The sequence below is a fragment of the Streptomyces hygroscopicus subsp. hygroscopicus genome (genome assembly GCF_001553455.1).
GTDB lineage: Bacteria > Actinomycetota > Actinomycetes > Streptomycetales > Streptomycetaceae > Streptomyces > Streptomyces hygroscopicus.
Genome location: NZ_BBOX01000174.1, coordinates 1 through 19,733, shown reverse-complemented (window position 1 = coordinate 19,733; position 19,733 = coordinate 1). Strand labels below are relative to the sequence as shown.

The 19,733-nt window shown below is 70.3% G+C and carries 20 protein-coding genes; 12 read left to right on the top strand and 8 right to left on the bottom strand.

What is annotated here, in order from left to right; all coding sequences use genetic code 11:
- Window positions 1-59: 59 nt before the first annotated feature.
- A complete protein-coding gene (locus AXW62_RS19420; RefSeq protein WP_030837924.1) occupies window positions 60-1,286 on the bottom strand; it encodes a PP2C family protein-serine/threonine phosphatase in 1,227 nt (408 codons plus the stop codon).
- Between the two features lie 232 nt (window positions 1,287-1,518).
- Between AXW62_RS19420 and AXW62_RS19415 the strand changes: the two genes are divergently transcribed.
- Window positions 1,519-2,043, top strand: a complete 525-nt coding sequence (locus tag AXW62_RS19415) for an O-acetyl-ADP-ribose deacetylase (protein ID WP_060945644.1) — start codon at window positions 1,519-1,521, stop codon at window positions 2,041-2,043.
- 18 nt (window positions 2,044-2,061) lie between these two features.
- Here AXW62_RS19415 and AXW62_RS19410 read toward each other — a convergent pair whose 3' ends face one another.
- A complete protein-coding gene (locus AXW62_RS19410) occupies window positions 2,062-3,150 on the bottom strand; it encodes a C40 family peptidase (protein WP_370682923.1) in 1,089 nt (362 codons plus the stop codon).
- Window positions 3,151-3,604: 454 nt separating this feature from the next.
- On the opposite strand from AXW62_RS19410, the gene pstS reads away from it, so the two are divergent.
- The 4 genes from pstS to pstB all read left to right on the top strand — a co-directional run bounded on the left by pstS (window position 3,605) and on the right by pstB (window position 7,807).
- Window positions 3,605-4,729: a phosphate ABC transporter substrate-binding protein PstS gene (gene pstS / locus AXW62_RS19405; RefSeq protein WP_060945642.1), complete on the top strand. Its 1,125-nt coding sequence runs from the start codon at window positions 3,605-3,607 to the stop codon at window positions 4,727-4,729.
- Between the two features lie 114 nt (window positions 4,730-4,843).
- On the top strand, window positions 4,844-5,833 hold the full coding sequence (pstC, locus tag AXW62_RS19400) for a phosphate ABC transporter permease subunit PstC (RefSeq protein ID WP_060945641.1): 990 nt from the start codon (window positions 4,844-4,846) through the stop codon (window positions 5,831-5,833).
- 91 nt (window positions 5,834-5,924) lie between these two features.
- Complete coding sequence (pstA, locus tag AXW62_RS19395; protein ID WP_030837913.1) at window positions 5,925-7,004, top strand: phosphate ABC transporter permease PstA; 1,080 nt, start codon at window positions 5,925-5,927, stop codon at window positions 7,002-7,004.
- Between the two features lie 26 nt (window positions 7,005-7,030).
- Window positions 7,031-7,807, top strand: a complete 777-nt coding sequence (pstB, locus tag AXW62_RS19390; RefSeq protein ID WP_030837912.1) for a phosphate ABC transporter ATP-binding protein PstB — start codon at window positions 7,031-7,033, stop codon at window positions 7,805-7,807.
- Window positions 7,808-8,074: 267 nt separating this feature from the next.
- Here pstB and AXW62_RS19385 read toward each other — a convergent pair whose 3' ends face one another.
- Both AXW62_RS19385 and AXW62_RS19380 read right to left on the bottom strand, forming a co-directional pair.
- Window positions 8,075-9,073: an inorganic phosphate transporter gene (locus AXW62_RS19385; RefSeq protein ID WP_030837911.1), complete on the bottom strand. Its 999-nt coding sequence runs from the start codon at window positions 9,071-9,073 to the stop codon at window positions 8,075-8,077.
- Window positions 9,074-9,081: 8 nt separating this feature from the next.
- Window positions 9,082-9,702 carry a DUF47 domain-containing protein gene (locus AXW62_RS19380; protein WP_030837909.1) on the bottom strand — a complete coding sequence of 207 codons (621 nt, stop codon included), beginning with the start codon at window positions 9,700-9,702 and terminating at the stop codon, window positions 9,082-9,084.
- Window positions 9,703-9,894: 192 nt separating this feature from the next.
- Between AXW62_RS19380 and AXW62_RS19375 the strand changes: the two genes are divergently transcribed.
- Entirely contained in the window at window positions 9,895-10,299 is a 405-nt protein-coding gene (locus AXW62_RS19375) for a metal-sensitive transcriptional regulator (protein WP_030837907.1), read from the top strand.
- 103 nt (window positions 10,300-10,402) lie between these two features.
- Here the strand turns inward: AXW62_RS19375 and AXW62_RS39890 are convergent, their stop codons facing one another.
- On the bottom strand, window positions 10,403-10,651 hold the full coding sequence (locus AXW62_RS39890; protein WP_169808150.1) for a hypothetical protein: 249 nt from the start codon (window positions 10,649-10,651) through the stop codon (window positions 10,403-10,405).
- Window positions 10,652-10,850: 199 nt separating this feature from the next.
- The gene (locus tag AXW62_RS19365; protein WP_060945639.1) at window positions 10,851-11,765 is read right to left on the bottom strand and encodes a hypothetical protein; all 915 of its coding nucleotides are present in this window, start codon (window positions 11,763-11,765) and stop codon (window positions 10,851-10,853) included.
- Between the two features lie 114 nt (window positions 11,766-11,879).
- Between AXW62_RS19365 and AXW62_RS19360 the strand changes: the two genes are divergently transcribed.
- Window positions 11,880-12,065 (top strand): hypothetical protein, encoded by a 186-nt coding sequence (locus tag AXW62_RS19360; protein ID WP_102865765.1) that lies wholly within the window; start codon window positions 11,880-11,882, stop codon window positions 12,063-12,065.
- Window positions 12,066-12,389: 324 nt separating this feature from the next.
- On the top strand, window positions 12,390-14,000 hold the full coding sequence (locus tag AXW62_RS19355; protein WP_060945637.1) for an FAD-binding oxidoreductase: 1,611 nt from the start codon (window positions 12,390-12,392) through the stop codon (window positions 13,998-14,000).
- Window positions 14,001-14,182: 182 nt separating this feature from the next.
- Here AXW62_RS19355 and AXW62_RS19350 read toward each other — a convergent pair whose 3' ends face one another.
- Both AXW62_RS19350 and AXW62_RS19345 read right to left on the bottom strand, forming a co-directional pair.
- Complete coding sequence (locus AXW62_RS19350) at window positions 14,183-14,896, bottom strand: phosphatase PAP2 family protein (RefSeq protein ID WP_060945636.1); 714 nt, start codon at window positions 14,894-14,896, stop codon at window positions 14,183-14,185.
- Window positions 14,897-15,130: 234 nt separating this feature from the next.
- On the bottom strand, window positions 15,131-16,138 hold the full coding sequence (locus AXW62_RS19345) for a C40 family peptidase (protein WP_060945635.1): 1,008 nt from the start codon (window positions 16,136-16,138) through the stop codon (window positions 15,131-15,133).
- Between the two features lie 237 nt (window positions 16,139-16,375).
- Between AXW62_RS19345 and AXW62_RS19340 the strand changes: the two genes are divergently transcribed.
- From AXW62_RS19340 to AXW62_RS19325, 4 genes are all read left to right on the top strand, one after another.
- Window positions 16,376-16,624, top strand: coding sequence for a DUF397 domain-containing protein (locus tag AXW62_RS19340; protein WP_030837897.1), 249 nt, complete (start codon window positions 16,376-16,378; stop codon window positions 16,622-16,624).
- Window positions 16,625-17,137: 513 nt separating this feature from the next.
- On the top strand, window positions 17,138-17,446 hold the full coding sequence (locus AXW62_RS19335; protein WP_009716148.1) for a DUF8827 family protein: 309 nt from the start codon (window positions 17,138-17,140) through the stop codon (window positions 17,444-17,446).
- Between the two features lie 296 nt (window positions 17,447-17,742).
- The gene (locus tag AXW62_RS19330) at window positions 17,743-18,636 is read left to right on the top strand and encodes a DUF8175 domain-containg protein (RefSeq protein ID WP_060945634.1); all 894 of its coding nucleotides are present in this window, start codon (window positions 17,743-17,745) and stop codon (window positions 18,634-18,636) included.
- On the top strand, window positions 18,626-19,733 hold a 1,108-nt coding region (locus tag AXW62_RS19325), incomplete at its 3' end, for a hypothetical protein (protein ID WP_063817614.1). The genes AXW62_RS19330 and AXW62_RS19325, both read left to right, overlap by 11 nt.

The window sequence follows — 19,733 nt, the reverse complement described above, 5'->3', positions numbered from 1 at the left end:
AGCGCGCCCGGCGGCACTCCGCAGTGCACTCGGGCGGTGCCGGAGCGGGTCGCGGCCGGTCAGCCGCGGTCCAGCAGCAGCACCGCCAGGTCGTCGGTCAGCTCCCCGCCGTTCAGCGACCGCACCTCCGTGACGGTCGCGTCCAGCAGTTCCTCGCCGCGCCGCCCCTCCGCGAGCTGGCGCGCGACGATCTCGACCATGCCCTCCTGGCCGAGTCGCTGCACCCCGGGTCCGACGCGGCCCTCGATCAGCCCGTCGGTGTACATCATCAGGCTCCACGCCCCGCCGAGCTCGACCTCATGGCGCGGCCAGCGGGCGTGCGGCAGCAGGCCGAGCGCCGGGCCGTTCTCCTCGGTGGGCAGCAGCCGGGGCGCCATGCTCGGGCGGATCGCCAGCGGTGAGGGGTGCCCGGCCAGGCAGACCCCGGCCCGGCGGCCGTCCGGCGCGATGTCGACGGTGCACAGCGTGGCGAAGATCTCGTCGTCGGCGCGTTCGTTCTCCAGCACCTGCTGCAGGGTGCCGAGCAGCTGGTCCCCGCAGAGCCCGGCGAAGGTCAGGGCGCGCCAGGCGATCCGCAGCTCCACTCCGAGGGCGGCCTCGTCCGGGCCGTGGCCGCAGACGTCGCCGATCATGGCGTGGACCGTGCCGTCCGGGGTGCGGACGGTGTCGTAGAAGTCGCCGCCGAGCAGGGCCCGGCTGCGGCCGGGGCGGTAGCGGGCGGCGAAGCGCAGCCCCGAGCCGTCCAGCAGCGGGGTGGGCAGCAGCCCGCGCTCGAGCCGGGCGTTCTCCTGGGCGCGCAGCCGTGACTCGGTGAGCTGGCGCTGGGCGAGGTCGGAGCGTTTGCGCTCGACGGCGTAGCGGATGGCGCGGCTGAGGATCCGGCCGTCCAGCTCGCCGCGGAAGAGGAAGTCCTGGGCGCCCACCCGCACCGCCTCGGCGGCGCGTTCGGCGTCGTCCTCCGCGGTGAGGACGAGGACGGCGTGCGAGGGCGCGAGCTTGAGCACCGCGCGCAGGGCGGCCAGCGGGTCCGCCTCGCCGTCGACGGGGCCCGGCAGGGCCAGCAGGATGCACTGCACCCCGTCGGTGAGCAGCCGGCTGGCCTCGGTGAGGTTGCGGGCGGTACGGATGCGGACCCGGTTACCCTCGGTGTCCAGCATCTCGGGAACGTTGAAGGCACCGGACGGATCGTCCTCGATCACCAGCAGGGTGAGCCCGTTGTCGGGCAGGGTGGCGGGGCCGGCGTGCGGGGCCGGTGCCTCCCGTTGCCTCGGCACGGGTACGGACATCGCTCGATTCCTTCCCTCCCCCCGAGGGCGCGCCCCGCCGACCGGTGGAGCGCGTTGGGATTCCGGCACACACACCGACCGGTCGGTTTCGGCGGCTTCAGGGCGCGGGTGCCGGATACTGCGAGCCGACCTTAGCGCCAGGCGGCCGTTTCGCGGAATGACCTCCGGCCATCGACTTTTGTCATATGCCGCACGTCCTGCGGCACTTGGCGGCCCGGGAGACAATCCCGGAATGACGAACATCACGCTGGCGCTGGGCGACATCACCGAGCAGACGGTCGACGCGGTCGTGAACGCGGCCAACTCCTCCCTGCTGGGGGGCGGTGGCGTCGACGGAGCCATCCACCGGCGGGGCGGTCCCGACATTCTGGGTGAATGCCGCGATCTGCGTGCGTCGCGCTACGGCAAGGGCCTCCCGGCGGGCCAGGCGGTCGCCACCACGGCCGGCCGGCTGCCCGCCCGCTGGGTGATCCACACGGTCGGCCCGGTCTTCTCGGCCACCGAGGACCGCTCGGCCACGCTCGCCTCCTGCTACCGCGAATCCCTGCGGATCGCCGGCGAACTGGGCGCCCGTACCGTCGCCTTCCCGGCCGTCTCCACCGGCGTCTACCGCTGGCCCCTCGACGACGCGGCCCGGATCGCGCTCACCACCGTCCGCGCGGCGGGCACCTCGGTCGACGAGGTCCGCTTCGTCCTCTTCGACCAGCGCGCCTACGACGCCTTCGCGACGGCCCTGAACGAACTGCCGCCGCGGTGACCGGCCGGGCCGGCCGCGCTACCTCGCGTCCGGCCGGACCACCCCCAGGATCGGCATCGAGCCCGCGCCCGCGACCGTGACCTGGCGGCCGGGCCGCGGAGCGTGGATCATCGCGCCGCTGCCCACGTACATCCCCACGTGGCTGGCGTCCGGGAAGTAGATGATCAGATCCCCCGGGCGCATGGCCTTCACGCTCACCTTCGGCAGCAGCCTCCACTGCTCCTGCGAGGTCCGCGGGATCGACCGGCCGGCCGTCGCCCAGGCCCGCTGGGTCAGCCCCGAGCAGTCATAGGTGTCCGGGCCCACCGCGCCCCACACATAGTCCTTGCCGAGCTGGTCCCTCGCGAAGCCGACCGCGCGCCGGCCCAGCGCGGTGGCGCCGTCGCCCAGCTCCCGCAGTATCCCGGTGTCCAGCCACTTCGCCTGCGCGCCCCGGGCCTTGTCCTCCTCCAGCCGGCGCAGCCGCTCCCGTTCATCCTTCGCCAGCCGGGACTCCAGCCGCTGCGCCCGGCCGAGCCTGCGCAGGATCTCCTTCTTCGCCGCCGCCTTCTTCGTCCGGCTCCGGTCCAGCCGCTCCCACTCCCGGGAGGCGGACTCCGCGTAACGGTCGAGCGCCGCCTGGGTGCGCGCCAGACGGCCGATCAGGCCGTGGGTCGCCTGCTCACCCTTGCGGGCGAGCGTGACACCGTCGAGGAAGTCGCCCGGATCGCTGTTGAGGAACAGCCGCGCCTGGGCCGGCATCCCGCCGCCCCGGTACTGCGCCCGCGCCATCGCCCCGGCCCGCTGGCGCAGCCCGGCCATCTCCTTCTGGGCCTTCACCACGGCCCGCGCGATCTTCAGGATGGTCTTCTCCTGGCGGGTCTGTTTCTCCCGCGCCAGGTTGTAGGCGTCGGTGGCCGACTCCGCCTTGCGGTACAGACCTTCGACCTCCTTACGGACGTCCTCCAGGCTCCGGCCCCCGGCCACGGTGCCTCCGGTCCCGCCGCCCGGCGCCGGATCGCCGGGCGCGGCGTACGCCGCCTCCGGCACGGCCGGCAGGCCCAGCGCGCAGACGAGCGCGGTGGCCGCGGCGACGCTCACGCTCCTCCCTCTCCCGTCCCGCCTCACCCGCGGTCTCCTCTCGTTCCGCCCAGGCCGTGCGCGCTCCCGTTCCCTTCGCGCACCAGACCTGACGTACCGGCACGTAGGGACGGATAGTGACATGCCGTACCGCAATCCGACAGAGACACGCGGCGGTTCCCCCGGCAGCCACCCCGATCCGGTTCACCGGACGGGTGTCGCACAGATGTCGGACGCGTCCTCGCGCGGCCTTTCGTCGGGGCGTCATCCACGTCGCGACCTGGCCGTGACCCGGCCGTGACATGGCCACCACACTGACGGCCGAGGTTCACCGCCCGTTAACTCGCCTCCTCAGGCCGCTTCACCTGATCTGCCTACTTTCGGCCCTACTGAGCGTGAGCCGAGTACGGCTCCGGCGCACGCGCACAGCACCACAAAAAGTGCGCACCACCCATCTCGCGCGCCGTCCCCCACCGGCGGCTCCTGGAAGGAACTCCTGAAAGTGAAGCTTCAGCGCAAGAACCGGCTTCGCGCCATCGCCGCCGGTGCCCTCGCTGTCTCCGGCGCCCTTGTCCTCACGGCGTGCGGCTCCGACGACAACAGCTCCTCGGGCGGCGGCGGTGACTCCAAGGCCGCCGCCACCATCAAGTGCGACGGCAAGGGACAGCTGCTGGCCTCGGGCTCGTCCGCGCAGAAGAACGCCATGGATCTGTGGATCAAGAACTACGGCGGCGCCTGCAAGGACACCAAGCTCAACTACAAGGCCACCGGTTCGGGCGCCGGCATCCAGGAGTTCCTGCAGGGCAAGACCGCCTTCGCCGGCTCCGACTCGGCGCTGAAGCCCGAAGAGGTCACCGCCTCGGAGAAGGTCTGCAAGGGCGGCAAGGCCATCGACCTGCCGATGGTCGGCGGTCCGATCGCGGTCGGCTTCAACGTCCCGGGCGTGGACAAGCTCACCCTCGACGCGGACACCCTCGCCAAGATCTTCAACTCCGACATCAAGGAGTGGAACGACCCCGCGATCAAGAAGCTGAACCCGGACGCGAAGCTCCCCAGCCTCAAGATCCAGGCGTTCCACCGCTCCGACGAGTCGGGCACCACGGACAACTTCACCAAGTACCTCAAGGCCGCCGCACCGAAGTCGTGGCCGCACGAGCCGGGCAAGGCGTGGGAGGGCAGGGGCGGCCAGTCGGCCGACGGCTCCTCCGGTGTCTCCTCGCAGGTCAAGCAGGTCTCGGGCGCGATCTCGTACTTCGAGCTGTCCTACGCGACCGCGAACAGCATCAAGACCGTCGACCTGGACACCGGCGCCTCCGCCCCGGTCCAGGCCACCGTCGACAACGCCTCCAAGGCCATCTCCGAGGCCAAGATCAAGGGCACCGGCAGCGACCTGGCCCTCGACCTGGCGTACGACACCAAGGCCGCCAACGCCTACCCGATCACGCTGGTCACCTACGAGATCGCCTGCGACAAGGGAAACAAGGCCGGCACCCTCGCCGCGACCAAGTCCTTCCTGACCTACATCGCCAGCGAGGACGGCCAGACCTCCCTCAAGGAGCTGGGCTACGCCCCGCTGCCGACCGAGATCGCCACGAAGGTCCGCGAGAGCGTCAAGAACCTCTCCTGACCCGAATGCGGCTGATCCGCCGCGGCGACCGCCGCGGCGGATCAGCCGCATCGTCCGGTGCACCGCCGCGCAAGGAGCCGCACCCCACTCCCGGCTCCGCAGACCGGAGAACTCATGAAAACGGACATAGAACCCATATCATCAGCCGCCGGGTCACCGCCCCAGGTCAGGACCCGCTCCATCGGCCGCGCCGGTGACAAGATCTTCCTCGGCCTCTCCCGGGGTTCCGGTATCGCCCTGCTCGTGATCATGGCGGCCATCGCGGCCTTCCTCACCTACCGCGCCGCCGTCGCGATCTCCAAGGACGAGGCCAACTTCCTCACCACCTTCGAGTGGAACACCGGCTCCTCGCCGATGCGGTTCGGCATCGCCGTCCTCGCCTACGGCACGGTCGTCAGCTCGGTCATCGCCATGGTCATCGCGGTCCCGATCGCGGTCGGCATCGCGCTGTTCATCTCGCACTACGCCCCGCGCCGGCTGGCCGCCCCGGTCGCGTACGTCATCGACCTGCTCGCCGCGGTGCCCAGCATCGTCTACGGCCTGTGGGGCGCGCTCTTCCTCGTCCCGCATCTGACCGGGCTCTACACCTGGTTCGACGACTACCTGGGCTGGACCGGGATCCTCAGCTACCAGGGCGGCGCCGCCCGCTCGCTGTTCACCGTCGGCATCCTGCTGGCGATCATGATCCTGCCGATCGTCACCAGCGTGAGCCGCGAGGTGTTCCGGCAGGTTCCGAAGATGCACGAGGAGGCCGCGCTGGCGCTCGGCGCGACCCGCTGGGAGGTCATCCGGATGGCTGTCCTGCCCTTCGGCCGCTCCGGCATCATCAGCGCCTCGATGCTGGGCCTGGGCCGCGCGCTGGGCGAGACCATGGCGGTCGCCACCGTGCTGTCCCCCAACTTCCTGATCGAGACCAGTCTGCTGGACCCGGGGGGCGGCACCTTCGCGCAGAACATCGCCAGCCACTTCAAGGAGGCCGGCGACGGCGGCCGTGACGCGCTGATCGCCTCCGGTCTGGTGCTGTTCGTCATCACCCTGCTGGTGAACGGTGCCGCGCGAATGATCATCGCCCGCCGCAAGGAGTACTCGGGGACCGCGGCATGAACGACGCACGCGCGGCCGCCCAGCCGCGGACAACGACCAACGCCGCACCTCCGCGCCGCGCGGGCGGAGAGGTGACCGGAGGGGGCACCGCATGAGTAACGCCGTGATCGACAAGAGCGAAGCCCCGGGCCGGGCGTCCGGCCCCGCCCCGCTCCGGCAGGCCCGGCTGCCCCGGTGGACCCCGTACGCCCTGCTGGTGGTCTCGGCGGCCGCGGGCGCGGGCATCGGCACCGCCCTGGGCATGGACAGTGCCTTCCAGTGGGGCCTGATCGCCGCCGTGGTGTTCGTCCTCGCCGGGTACGGCCTCGGCGCCGTGGTCGAGGGCGGCCGGCAGGCCAGGGACCGGCTGGCCACCAGCCTGGTGTGGGTCTGCTTCCTGCTCGCCGTCGTCCCGCTGCTCTCGCTGATCTGGGAGACCATCGACCGGGGCCGGACGGTGCTCGACGGCTACTTCCTGAGCCACTCCATGGAGGGCGTGCAGACGATCCTGCCCGGCGGTGGCGCGTACCACGCGATCATCGGCACCCTCGAGCAGGTCGCCCTCGCCGCGGTCATCGCGGTGCCGATCGGGCTGCTGACCGCCATCTACCTGGTGGAGTACGGGCGCGGCCGGCTCGCGAAGGCCGTGACCTTCTTCGTCGACGTGATGACCGGCATCCCCTCGATCGTCGCCGGTCTGTTCATCCTCAGCTTCTGGATCATCATCCTCGACTTCAGCTACTCCGGCTTCGCCGGTGCCATGGCGCTGGCCATCCTGATGATGCCGATCGTCGTCCGCTCGACCGAGGAGATGCTCAAGCTCGTCCCGGACGAGCTGCGTGAGGCGTCCCTCGCGCTCGGCGTGCCCAAGTGGCGCACCATCCTCAAGGTGGTGCTGCCCACCGCCATCGGCGGGATCACCACGGGTGTGATGCTCGCGGTCGCCCGTATCGCCGGGGAGTCCGCACCCATCGTGCTGCTGGTCTTCGGCGCCGCGGGGATCAACAACAACCCGTTCGAAGGCGCCCAGTCGTCGCTGCCCTACTACATCTACGAGCAGTGGCAGCTCGGCAACGACGCCTCCTTCAACCGGGCCTGGGCCGCGGCGCTCGTCCTCATCGCCTTCGTCATGATCCTGAACCTGGTGGCCCGCGGCATCGCCCGCTGGAAGGCCCCGAAGACCGGCCGCTGAGGCCAAGAAGAAGAGAAGTGATTCACATGGCCAAGCGCATCGACGTCAGCGGGCTCACCGCCTACTACGGCAGCCACAAAGCCATCGAGGACATCTCGATGACGGTCGAGCCCCGCTCGGTGACCGCCTTCATCGGGCCGTCGGGCTGCGGCAAGTCCACCTTCCTGCGCACCCTCAACCGGATGCACGAGGTCACTCCCGGTGGCCGGGTCGAGGGCAAGGTGATGCTCGACGACGAGAACCTCTACGGCTCGGAGGTGGACCCGGTCTCCGTGCGGCGTACGGTCGGCATGGTCTTCCAGCGCCCCAACCCGTTCCCGACGATGTCCATCTTCGAGAACGTCGCGGCCGGGCTGAAGCTCAACGGCTCGTACAAGAAGAGCGAGCTGGACGGCATCGTCGAGCGGTCGCTCAAGGGCGCCAACCTGTGGAACGAGGTCAAGGACCGGCTGAACAAGCCGGGCGCCGGGCTCTCCGGCGGTCAGCAGCAGCGGCTGTGCATCGCCCGCGCCATCGCGGTCGAGCCCGATGTGCTGCTGATGGACGAGCCCTGCTCGGCACTCGACCCGATCTCGACGCTCGCCATCGAGGACCTGATCGGTGAGCTCAAGGAGCGCTTCACGATCGTCATCGTGACGCACAACATGCAGCAGGCGGCGCGCGTCTCGGACCGTACGGCCTTCTTCAACCTGGCCGGGGTCGGCCAGCCCGGCAAGCTCATCGAGATCGACGAGACCGAGCGGATCTTCTCCAACCCGTCGGTACAGGCGACCGAGGACTACATCTCGGGCCGCTTCGGCTGATCCGGGCCCCGCCCGGCCGGCGGGGAACAGAACGTCCTGCGGTGCTGCATGGCGGTGCCACCGCATGACGAGGAAGGGCCCGCCCCTGGCTCCCGGGGGCGGGCCCACTGCGTTTCCGCCGGCGCGTACGGCGGCATATCCACCGGTACGTCCGGTAACGTAGCCGCTGGTACATCCGGCGGCGGGCTTCCCCGGCTGGACGTCCGGCGGCACGCTTCCGCGGGCGAACGCCGGGCGGCACGCTTCCGCGGGCGAACGTCCGGTCAGTCAGCCGAAGGCCAGGTTGACGATCCAGTAGCTGAGCGCGGCGACTCCGGCCGCCGCGGGCATGGTGATGAACCAGCCGAGGACGATGTTCTTCGCGACGCCCCAGCGCACGGCGCTCACCCGCTTGGTGGCCCCCACTCCCATGATCGCCGAAGTGATGACGTGCGTGGTCGAGATCGGCGCCTGGAACATGAACGACGCCGTATACATGACGCCGGCCGCCGTGGTCTCCGCCGCGAACCCCTGCGGCGGGTCGAGTTCGATGATCCGCCGTCCCAGCGTGCGCATGATGCGCCAGCCGCCCGCGTAGGTGCCCAGCGACAGCATCGCGGCACAGGCGATCTTCACCCAGACCGGAATCGCGTCGCCTTCGTCCTCGACACCGCCGATGACCAGGGCCATCACCACGACACCCATGGTCTTCTGGGCGTCCTGCAGACCGTGGCCGAGCGCCATGCCCGCCGCCGAGACGGTCTGCGCTATCCGGAAGCCGCGCTTGGCCTTGTGCGGGTTCGCGTTGCGGAACATCCAGAGGATGATCACCATCACGAAGTAGCCCAGCACCAGGCCCACGACGGGCGAGAGGATCATCGGGATGACGATCTTCTCCAGCACCCCGTCCCAGTGGACCGTGCTGGCCCCCGCGAGCGCCGCGCCGACCAGCCCGCCGAACAGCGCGTGCGAGGAGGAGGACGGCAGACCGAAGTACCAGGTCACCATGTTCCAGGTGATCGCGCCGACCAACCCGGAGAACAAGATCATCATGCCTTGTCCGCCGGTCGGGGTGGCGATCAGCCCCTCGCTGACCGTCTTGGCCACGCCACTGCCCAGGAAGGCGCCCGCGAGGTTCATCACGGCGGCCATGGCGAGCGCGGCCCGGGGGGTCAGCGCCCGGGTGGAGACCGAGGTCGCGATGGCGTTGGCCGAGTCGTGAAAGCCGTTGGTATAGGTGAAGAAGAGCGCGACCGCGATGGTCACGACAAGCGCGAAGGTGTCCATGCCCGGGCTCAGGACTCCTTGACGGCGATGGTCTCGACCGTGTTGGCCACGTGCTCGAAGGCGTCGGCCGCCTCCTCCAGCACATCGACGATCTGCTTGAGCTTGAGCACCTCGATGGCGTCGTACTTGCCGTTGAAGAGGTGGGCCAGGAGTTTGCGGTGGATCTGGTCCGCCTGGTTCTCCAGCCGGTTGACCTCGATCCAGTACTCGGTGAGGTTGGTCATGGTGCGCAGGTTCGGCATCGCCTCGGCGGTCAGCTCGGCCGCCCGCGCCAGCACCTCGATCTGCTGCTCGACCCCCTTGGGCAGCTCCTCGACCTGGTAGAGGACGACCAGGTCGACGGCCTCCTCCATGAAGTCCATGATGTCGTCGAGGGACGAGGCCAGGGAGTAGATGTCCTCGCGGTCGAACGGCGTGATGAAGGAGGAGTTCAGCTGGTGGAAGATCGCGTGGGTGGCGTCGTCCCCGGCGTGCTCCGCGGCCCTCATCCGTTCGGCGATCTCGGCCCGAGCGGAGGAGTCCGCCCCGAGCAGTTCCATCAGGAGCTTTGAGCCGGTCACGATGTTGTCCGCAGATGCGGCGAACATGTCGTAAAAGCTCGTCTCCCTGGGGGTCAGACGAAAGCGCACTGGGGATCCTCGGAATGCAGCGGATGGGGACTCGTCGATGCTAGGCGCATCTTCCGGCCACGGTAACCGGCGTTCCCAGTGTCGCCCATCGGGCAGTGTGCTCAGCACGGGGGCCCGGTTCGACCGGAAAAGCCGGTACCATATACCCACTGGGGGTATATGGGGACAGCAAGTGACCAACGGGAGGACGCCATGACGACCGCGGCAACCGACACCACCGCGCCCACCGACGGCGACGAGCGGGGCCAGGCGTCCGGCCAGACCTCCGCCCAGGACTCCGTACCCCACGGCGGCCACGGGTACGCCAAACAAAAGGATCAGCACCTGAAGCGACTGCGCCGGATCGAGGGCCAGATCAGGGGATTGCAGCGGATGGTCGAGGAGGACGTCTACTGCATCGACATACTCACCCAGGTCTCGGCGAGCACCAAGGCGCTCCAGTCCTTCGCCCTCCAGCTGCTGGAGGAGCATTTGCGCCACTGCGTCGCCAGCGCGGCCGTGGAGAGCGCCGCCCAGGGCGAAGCGGAGGGCACGGGGGAGGTCGACGCCAAGGTCGCCGAGGCCACGGCGGCCATCGCCCGGCTGCTGCGGACCTGAGCGCCGGCCCGGCCGCGCGACCCCTGGGCGCGGCCATGACCAGGGGCTACGCCTCCGCCGGACGGGGCCTTAGGGGCAGCCGTCCGGCGAGGCGGCGATTTCACTACGGGACGTCCGGGCCCTCGGCCCGCGGGGCGCCCTCGGCCCCCTCGCCACCGTGAGCACCCCTGACACCTTCGACCTCTTCGACACCTTTGGGGCTCCTGGCGCCTTTGACGCTCTTGGCACCCTTGATGCCCTTCGTCCCCTTGGCTCCCTCGGCCGAATCTGATCGGTCGGCCTGCACCCGGAGCACCTCGTCGATACGGTCCGTACTGAGCCTGTCCTCGTCCGCGCTCGACGCAGCGATCATCAAGTCACCGTAGAGATCGATTTCGACGAGGGCCACGGGGTCCGGGCCCGACGAGCCGCGACGCGCAACCACGTGTTTCACCTCCTCCAGCGAGCACCTGCGAGCACTTTCGAGCAGCGGCTTCCCAGCGTAGGGATCGGTACACACTCCGCGCATGGCACGGATGGACCATTTCGAAGGGCAAAGCGCGCCCCTCCGCCTACTTCTGAGGTGATCCGACCTTTCCTGTGTAGATATCCGTGGGGTTGGGGAGCTCGACCACGGCCGGCGCCCCGAAGTCGTACAGCTCCGTCGTCGAGGCGACCCCGAGCGCTTCGCGCCGCCCGGCGGCGTCCGGACCCTGCCCCGCCTCCCGGCCGTCGGCCCGGCCGCTCAGGGTGAACCGGTGCCGCACCTCGCGCAGCCGGCCGAGTCCGTCGAGATACGCGTCGAAGGGCACCGTGCTCTCGTCGAACCCGCGCGCCGCGGCCGCCAGCGACCCCCGCGCACCCTCCGACGCGACCCGTGCCGCCCGGCCGATGTCGGTGGTGCCGCGGTAGTGGCGCACCAGGGCCCCGCCGAGTCCCTCCTCGCCGACCAGGCTGGCCTTCCGCACCCCGCGCAGCAGTTCGGCGGCGGTCAGCGGATCCGTGGCCCCGCCGGTGACCAGATTTCCATCCGGAATGTCCGTCGTGTCCACGCGCACCCATTTGTCGTGCGGGATGCCCGCGCCGCGATTGCGCATGAAAAGCGCCCCCGAGGCCAGGAGTTCGGTGATCGGCGCGTGCTCGGCGGCCCCCGTCGCGTCCCTCGGCAGCAGCAGCCGCAGCCGGCCGAGCCGCTTCTCGAAGTCGTAGGCACCGCTGCCCCGGATGGACACGCGGGTCCCGCCCGTCGCCGTCTCCATGGTCGTACGGACCCGTGAACTGCCCGTTTCGACCAGCACGTCGGCGGCCCGGTGCAGCACCGCGACCGCGCTCTCCCGTGCGGCCGCGCCAGGGCGTTCGTCGGCCACCGTCTGGGAGGAACAGCCGCTGACGGTCGCCAGCGACACGGCCAGCAGGCCGCCCGCCATGGTCCCGGCGACCGCTCTCACCCGTCTCCGTACGCCGAGCCCGCGCTGCTGGAACTCCATCGACCGCCGACCCCCTGGCCACGCTCGTCCACGCTTGATACTTGTTCGTTTAACGATCCGCACCGGTGGCCCGTCACGGCCCGGTAGCGTGGTCATGTGCTCGACTCAGCCGGCATGCGCCCCCGCCAGGAACGCACCACCACCGAGGAGAAGGGCGCCTTCGCCATCGCCCGCTGCACCTGCGGCTGGTCCGGCCCGGCCCGTCGCGCCCGCTCCACCGCCCGCGACGACGCCGCCACCCACGCGACGGCCCGTCACTCCCCGTCCGGCGCAGGCGGTTCACCGGACTCGCCCGCGTAGGACCTGTCGCCAACGAGGGCGCCACGCTCCCAACGCCCGGCACGGCACCTCGCCGCGCTGTCAACATCGCCCGCGTTCGCCCGGTACGAGGACGCTGCCGCTGCCCGTCTCGCGAGCTGGGAGGTGCTCCCCGCACCAGACGCCGCTCGCGGCCGGACGCCCCCTTCGACGACAGGCCCCGGTGCGAGTTGTCCGTCCGCCGACAACTTTTCGGCCACGTCCGGAACCACATCCCCCGGCGCCCCCTCTGACCAAGAGACCGGGCCCGCCTCGCGGTTGTCCGGTTGACGGTTGAGAACAGCGTCGACAGGGAGGGGCACCGCCATGAACCGGCGGACACTGCTGGCAGCGGGCACGGGGCTGGCGGCCACCGCCACATGGGCGACCGCGTGCGACGACGGCGCGGACCAGGCGGGCGGCGACGGGGCCCCCGGCGCTTCCTCCTCGGCATCGGACGTCCGTTCGGCCTCCGCGAGGGGCAAGCGCGGCGCCATCGACGGCAAGCCGACGGGCGGCGACTGGAGCGCGCTCGGCAAGGGCCTGCAAGGCGACCTGGTGCGCCCCGGGGACTCCGACTACACCTCCGCCAGCCGGCTCTACAACACCCGCTTCGACCATCTGCGCCCCGCCGCCGTCGCCTACGTGGCGAACACCTCGGACATATCCGCCTGCCTGGACTTCGCCCGGCGTCACGGCTCCCCCGTCGCCATCCGCAACGGCGGTCACTCCTACGCCGGTTGGTCGAGCGGCGACGGCCGCCTGGTCATCGACGTCTCCGCGCTGTCGTCGATCCGTACGGCCTCCGGCGAGGCACGGATCGGCGCCGGCGCCAAGCTCATCGACGTCTACACCTCGCTGGGCGCCCACGGGGTCACCGTCCCCGGCGGCTCCTGCCCCAGCGTCGGCATCTCGGGGCTGACCCTCGGCGGCGGCCACGGCGTGGTCTCCCGGGCGTACGGGCTGACCGCCGACAGCCTCACCGGCGCGACCGTCGTCACCGCGGACGGCAAGGCGCTCAAGGTCTCCAAGGACCGCGAGGCCGATCTGTTCTGGGCGCTGCGCGGCGCGGGCAACGGCAACTTCGGCGTCGTCACCGAACTGCGCTTCCGTACGCACGCGGCGGCCGACGGCGTCACCTGCTATATGACATGGCCCTGGTCCAAGGCCACGAAGGTGCTGAGTGCCTGGCAGAAGTGGGGCCCGGACCAGCCGGACGAGATCTGGTCGGCACTGCACCTCTCCGCCGCCCCCGGCCACACCCCGACCGTATCCGTGAGCTGCTTCTCCCTGGGCACCTACGGCGCGCTGCAGAACGCGGTGGACCGGCTCGCCGACGGACCGGGCGGCCCCGGCCCCGCCTCGCGGGTCAGCCTGCGCCGCCGCGGCTACGTCGACGCCATGCGCGGGTACGCGGGCTGCGGCGACACCTCGACGGCCGCCTGCCATCTGCCCGGTGACAAGCCCGGCCAGAGCACCTCCGGGGTGCTGCGGCGGGAGACCTACGCGGCCCGCTCGGACTTCTACGACCGCTCGCTGAGCCAGGCGGGCGTACGGGCCATGCTCGGCCAGCTGGAACGTTTCGGACGGCGCACCAGCGGCGGGGGCGCCGTCAGCATCGCGCTCACCGCGCTCGGCGGGGCGATCAACCGGGTCGCGCCCACGGCCACGTCCTTCGTCCACCGCCGCTCGCGGTTCCTCGCCCAGTACACCGCCTCCTGGGCGGCCGGCGGCTCGGGCACCGCGCACAACGCCTGGCTGGGCGAGGCCCATGCGGCGATGCGGCGGTACGCCTCCGGCGCCGCGTACCAGAACTACACCGACGCGTCGCTGAAGGACTGGCGCTCGGCCTACTACGGCTCGGCCGCCGACAAGCTGACGCGGCTGAAGAAGCGTTACGACCCGGACCGGCTCTTCGACTTCCCGCAGGCGCTGTGAGGTTTGGATACGCGAGGACGGCAGAAGGCCCGGCGGGTGCCGGGCCTTCTGCCGTCTCCGTAAGGGGGCCGTCAGGCCGCCGGAGCCCTGCCGCCGTTACGCCGCCAGGCCCCTGCCGCGGTTACGCAGCCGGATCCCCGCGGCCGTAATGCCGCCATACCGCAGCCGGAACCCCGCCACCGTTACGCCGCCAGGTCCTTGTTGCCCCGGTCGCCGCCCGCCGAGCGGGACTCGGGAAGCTCCGGGAAGGCCTCGCCCGCGCCCTGATCGGCGGCGACGGGCTCGGCCCGTACCAGCCAGCCGGCGCGCGAGCCGGCGATCGTCGTGGTCAGGGGGGACAGCAGCATCATCGCGAGCGGGGCCAGCAGCAGCGTGACCGCCGTCCCCAGCGCGAACCCGCCGATCACATCGGTCGGGTAGTGGACACCCATGTAGACGCGGCAGAAGCCTTCCAGCAGCGCGAGGGCGATCGCGATCGACCCGTAGGCGCGGTGGGCCATGAAGACGCCGACGGCGACCGCCATGGTCAGCGTCGCGTGGTCGCTGACGAAGGAGAAGTCGGTCTTCCCGGCGACCAGGACGTCGAGCCCCTGGTGGTCCTTGAAGGGGCGCGGCCGCTCGACGAAGCCGCGGATCGGGATGTTGGCCACCAGCGCCAGCCCGGCCGCCAGCGGGGCCCACACCAGCCCGGCGACGGCGGACGGCGCCTCCCGCGGCCGCTTCCGCACGTTCCACCAGGCGGCCAGGGTCACCAGGGCAAGGCCGATGATGATCCCGTACTCACCGACGAACTCCATGACGCGGTCGAACCAGTGGGGGGCGTCCTTCGCCAGCCCATTGATGTCGTAGAGAAGGCTGACATCGGGGTTCGACCCGTCCAGTGCGAGTCCAGCCATATGCCGTGGCCCCTTATCTCTTGCCTGTCGCTACGTGCAGCTGCCAACCCCCGTCATGCCTTCGACCCGTGGTCGTCGCGGCCGGCGCCGGAGGGTCCGCCGTCGATCCACGCTGATCCACGCTCGATCCACTTCCAGGGAACGCCCTCTTCTCGCCAGGGGTTCCGTTCTCAACCCAACGATCACCGGGACGTTATCGAAGGGTGACCGATCGTCGCAGCTCAGGGGGAATCTTTACGCGGAGTTCGCTCTCGGCAGCGCTTTTGCGCCATCTTGAGTCACCCGCGTAGCACCGATGTAGTCCGGCGAGTCGATCTTGTCAAAGCGGATCACCGCACCGGTGTAGGGCGCGTTGATCATGTAACCACCGCCCACATAGATCCCCACGTGGTGGATCGATCTCGGATCGTCGAGGTCGTAGGCGAAGAAGACCAGGTCCCCGGGGAGCAGCTCGTTCCGCTTGGGGTGCGGTCCGGCGTTCCACTGGTCGTTGGCGACACGCGGGAGGTCGATCCCGACCGTCTTGTACGCCGCCTTCGTCAGCCCCGAGCAGTCGAACCGCCCGCCCTGCTCCGGCGTGCCGTTCCCACCCCACAGATAGGGCTTGCCGAGCTGCTTCTGCGCGAAGTAGATCGCCCCGGCCGACTGCTGCGAGGGCTGGACCTTCTGGACCGGGGCCTCGAAGCTCTTGGCGAGGGTGGTGATCGTCTTCACGTAGTTCTGGGTCTCGCGGTACGGCGGCACCCCGCCGTACTTGATCACGGCGTACGCGCCCGCGTTGTACGACGCCAGCATGTTGTGCGTCTGGTTGCCCGGTACGTCCTTGACGTACTTGGCGAGCGAGCAGTCGTAGGCGGCCGCCGACGGGATGGCGTCCTGGGGGTCCCAGATGTCCTTCACGCCGTCCTTGTTGCCGTCCACCCCGTGCGAGGCCCAGGTGGCCGGGATGAACTGCGCTATCCCCTTGGCGTTGGCCGGGCTCTGCGCCTTCGCGTTCCAGCCGCTCTCCTGGTAGAGCTGCGCGGCGAGCAGCGCGGGGTTGATGGCGGGACAGGTGTTCCCGTACCGCTGGATGAGCGGCTCGTACGGGGCGGGAACGGCGCCCTTCGCCAGCCCGACGGCCTTACCGCCCGCGCCGCCGACGAGGTTGGCCGCGACCATGTAGGTGCCGACGACGAGCAGCGCGACGAAGGAAAAGGAGACTCCGAGACCGACACTGACACCCAGCCAGACCTTACGCACCCGGCCATCCTCCCCCATTCACCTGCGGTGCGAACGTGTTTCCGTACGCACGGCGAAAATCAGCCGCTGCCCAGCCGAAACCATACGACGGGCCGCCGCCGCGCGCCCCCCGTGCGCCGCCGACCCGCCCCGCACGCCCCGCCACTCACGCCCCGCCGCCGCGTCTCGACCGCCTCCCGCGGGCCGTGGAACGCGTAGAGTCCAGCCGTCCGAGCACCACGACCCTGGGGACCGCAGATGACACGGCTCGACTGGCAGGAACTCGACTGGCTGCGGGCCGCACCCGCCGACAGCGAGGAGGGCGCCCCCTACATCGAGGTGGCCGTGGGCCCCGACGACCAGATCCTGATGCGCGAGAGCAACGACCCCGGGACCGTCGTCGTGACGACCCGGGCCAAGTGGGAGGCGTTCATCAAGGGGGTCAAGGCGGGCGAGTTCGACGACTTCGCCGACCTCGCCGAGCCCGACGAGCCCACCGGGACGTGAGCGGCGGGGCCGGACGCCCGCGGGCGCCGCGACCGGCACGGGTCGGCCCCGGCCCGGCCGACGGTACGTACGGACCGCAGACCGGCCGTCCCGACGACGGACGGCACGCTGGGGTCCCCGCGACGGACGGCACGCTGGGGTCCCCACGACGGACCGCACGCTGGGGTCCCCGCGACGGGCCGCGCGCCGGCCGCCCCTGCGACGGACCGTCACGGCGCCCGCGGAATGGGCCGCGCCCCCGGCCCCGGCCCCGCTCCCGCCCCTGGCCCCGCCGACGACCCTCACCAATCGTTGCCCAACACCCACCCGCGTGATACACAGAGTGACCATACGACACTTTGTTGACACGTTTCACACGTCCGCCGGCCGGCCGTGTCCCACAACACGCACGAGATCCGCTAAGAAATGCCGCCAAATCGACATGCGGAAGCGGATTCATCAGCGAAGATAGAGGCTGACCCGCGCCATACCGGCGGGGGGACACAACTACCCATAAGGGGCGGTGAGTTCATCATGTTCCTAGCAGCCGAAAAGGGCGACATCAACACCATCATCGGCGGAATCGCCCCAGACTGGGGTCCGTTCGGCAGCCTGGGCAGCGAGGCCCGCGTCATGATCGAGGTGGTGATGGCGGTCGCCCTGCTGCTGTGCTTCGGCATCGCCATCTGGGGCGCGGCCAAGCAGCGCATCGGCGCGACGGCGCTGCGGGACACCTTCAGCGCGGAGCAGGGCAAGGGTCTGATCGTCGCCGGCCTGACCGGTGTGTTCATCATCGGTTCACTGGGCACGCTTTTCACGATCGTGTACGGCATGGCCATCTAGCCGCGCCCCCGCCCACCCCCGAGCCGCGCCCTCACGCGCGGCGTACCCCCCTGGCCGCAAGCCTCCGCCCCCGATTCCCCCTACCGGCCCCACTCTCCGTACCCAAGGCTGCTTCCTGATGCCCGCTGCTCTCGCTCCCCACGCTGAGGTCGTGTCAGCCTGATGTCCACTCACACCAGAGCGCCCGAGCGTCAGTCCTCACCGCTACCGTCGTATACGGGTGGCGAAAGAGGGACCATGGATAACGCGGTCGGCAGGATCAGCAGGCTCGGCACGGGCGAAGGGGCGTACGCAGGATGAGTCTCGGCGGCGACGACGGTTACGGCGGTGACTACGAGGGCCATGACCCGCGCCGCGCCCGCGGCGCGGCCTCCGAGGGGCACCTGACGCGCACCCGCCTGCCCGAGGGCGACGGCGACCCGTACGGCCCACCCCGCCGGGCCCCCGGCCGCGCCGGCAAGCCCAGCCGCAACCTGATCACCGTGGTCGGCGTCGTCGTTCTCCTCCTCGCGGCCATCGCCTTCGTCAACCGCGGCGGCGGCAAGGACGGCGACTCCAGCAACGGCCACACCGGCGGCACCGGCACCAAAGCCCGCCCCACCGCCCCCACGGGCGAGCGCCCGGTCGAAGGCAAGGACAACACCACCGGCATCGCCTCGGGCTTCGCCAAGTCGGCCCAGGGGGCACAGAGCGCGGCGGCGAACTACGCGGTAGCGCTGGGGTCCGACGGCATGTTCAAAGCAGACCGTCGCGAAGCGATTGTGAACGCGGTTTATGCCCCGGACGTAGCTGCTGCACGGCTCAGCGAACTCAATAAGGCGTTCTCCAACAACAAGATCTTTTCGAACGCCGGTCTCGATGACAATGGCGATCCTCCGGACGGCATGACGTTCGTCTCCCGCGCCAACCCGGTGGGTGCCAAGGTGCTCAAGTTCAAGGACGACGAGGCCCAGATCGCTGTCTGGCACTCACTGCTCTTCGGCCTGGCAGGAGAAGGGTCCAAGAATCCGGTTGCCGAGAGCTGGTACACGGATACCTTCAAGCTGAAATGGATCAAGGGCGACTGGAAGGTAACCCAGTACACCCAGAAGACCGGCCCGGCACCTGTCGGCCGCGACCAAGCCGCCTCCTCGGCTGAGGACATGGCCAATGCCGTACAAGGGTTCGGAGGGTTCACGTATGCCCGTTAATCGCCGTCGTGCCCTTTCGATCAGCGCCGCAGTCACATGCGTCCAAGTCGCTGGTGTGCTGTTGGCAACACGCGCTGCCGCTGCCCCATCACCGACCCCGACTCCGTCTCACACCAGTGACGGCTGCGACGGCATCGATGACGGTCAGCTCAAGGACCTGTGCAAGGGCAGCGGTGGCGATTCTCCGGGCTCCGACCCCTCCAACCCCCTGGACCCCGCCGCCTCCCTGGCCCGCGGCTGCGCCGACGCCGCCTCCTGGCTCGTCAACAAGCTCTCCAAGCTCGTCGAGGAGACGGCCAACGTCGACTTCACCAACGAGGCGTTCCTCCGCCAGTACGCCGTCGTCTTCGCCGCCTCCACCGTCCTCACCCTCATCCTCTGGCTCCTCGCCGTCGCCAAGCGCGCCATCCGCGGCGTCCCCCTCGGCGAGGCGCTCTCCGAAGCCATAGGTTTCCTCTGGCTGACGGTCCTGGCCTCCGCCTTCACTCCCCTCGTCCTCTATACGGTCGTCACCGCGACCGACGCCGTCACCGATGCCATCGCCTCCGGCACCGGTGCGGACAACGACGCCTTCTTCGGCTCCTTCGCCCAGGCGCTGAAGCGGGACGAGGACATCGGCGGCGGCCCCATCATGCTCATCGTCGTCTCGCTCGTGACGATCCTCGCCGCCGGCGTCCTCTGCCTCGAGCTCGTCATCCGCGCCGCCCTCCTCTACGTGGGCGCGCTCCTCGGCACCGCCGTCTACTCGGGCCTCGTCGACAAGAACATGTGGGGGCATGTGCGCCGCTGGGCGGGGATCATGATCGCCGTGATCCTCGTCAAGCCGGTGATCGTCACCGTCCTGGCCCTCGCCGGCGCGCTCTCCACCTCCGGCGACAAGCCCGACGCCTTCTCGGCCGTCGTCTCCGGGCTGTCCATCATCATCCTCGCCATCTTCGCCAGCGCGATGATCTACCGCTTCGTGCCCGGCTTCGGCGACGAGATCGTCAAGGCCCGCAGCGCCAGCGCCGATCCCGCGTCCCGCCAGGCCGCCGCCGTCATCAGCTCGCCCGCCGCGCTGGTGAAACAGGGCATCAACACCCACAGCGCCCGTGGCG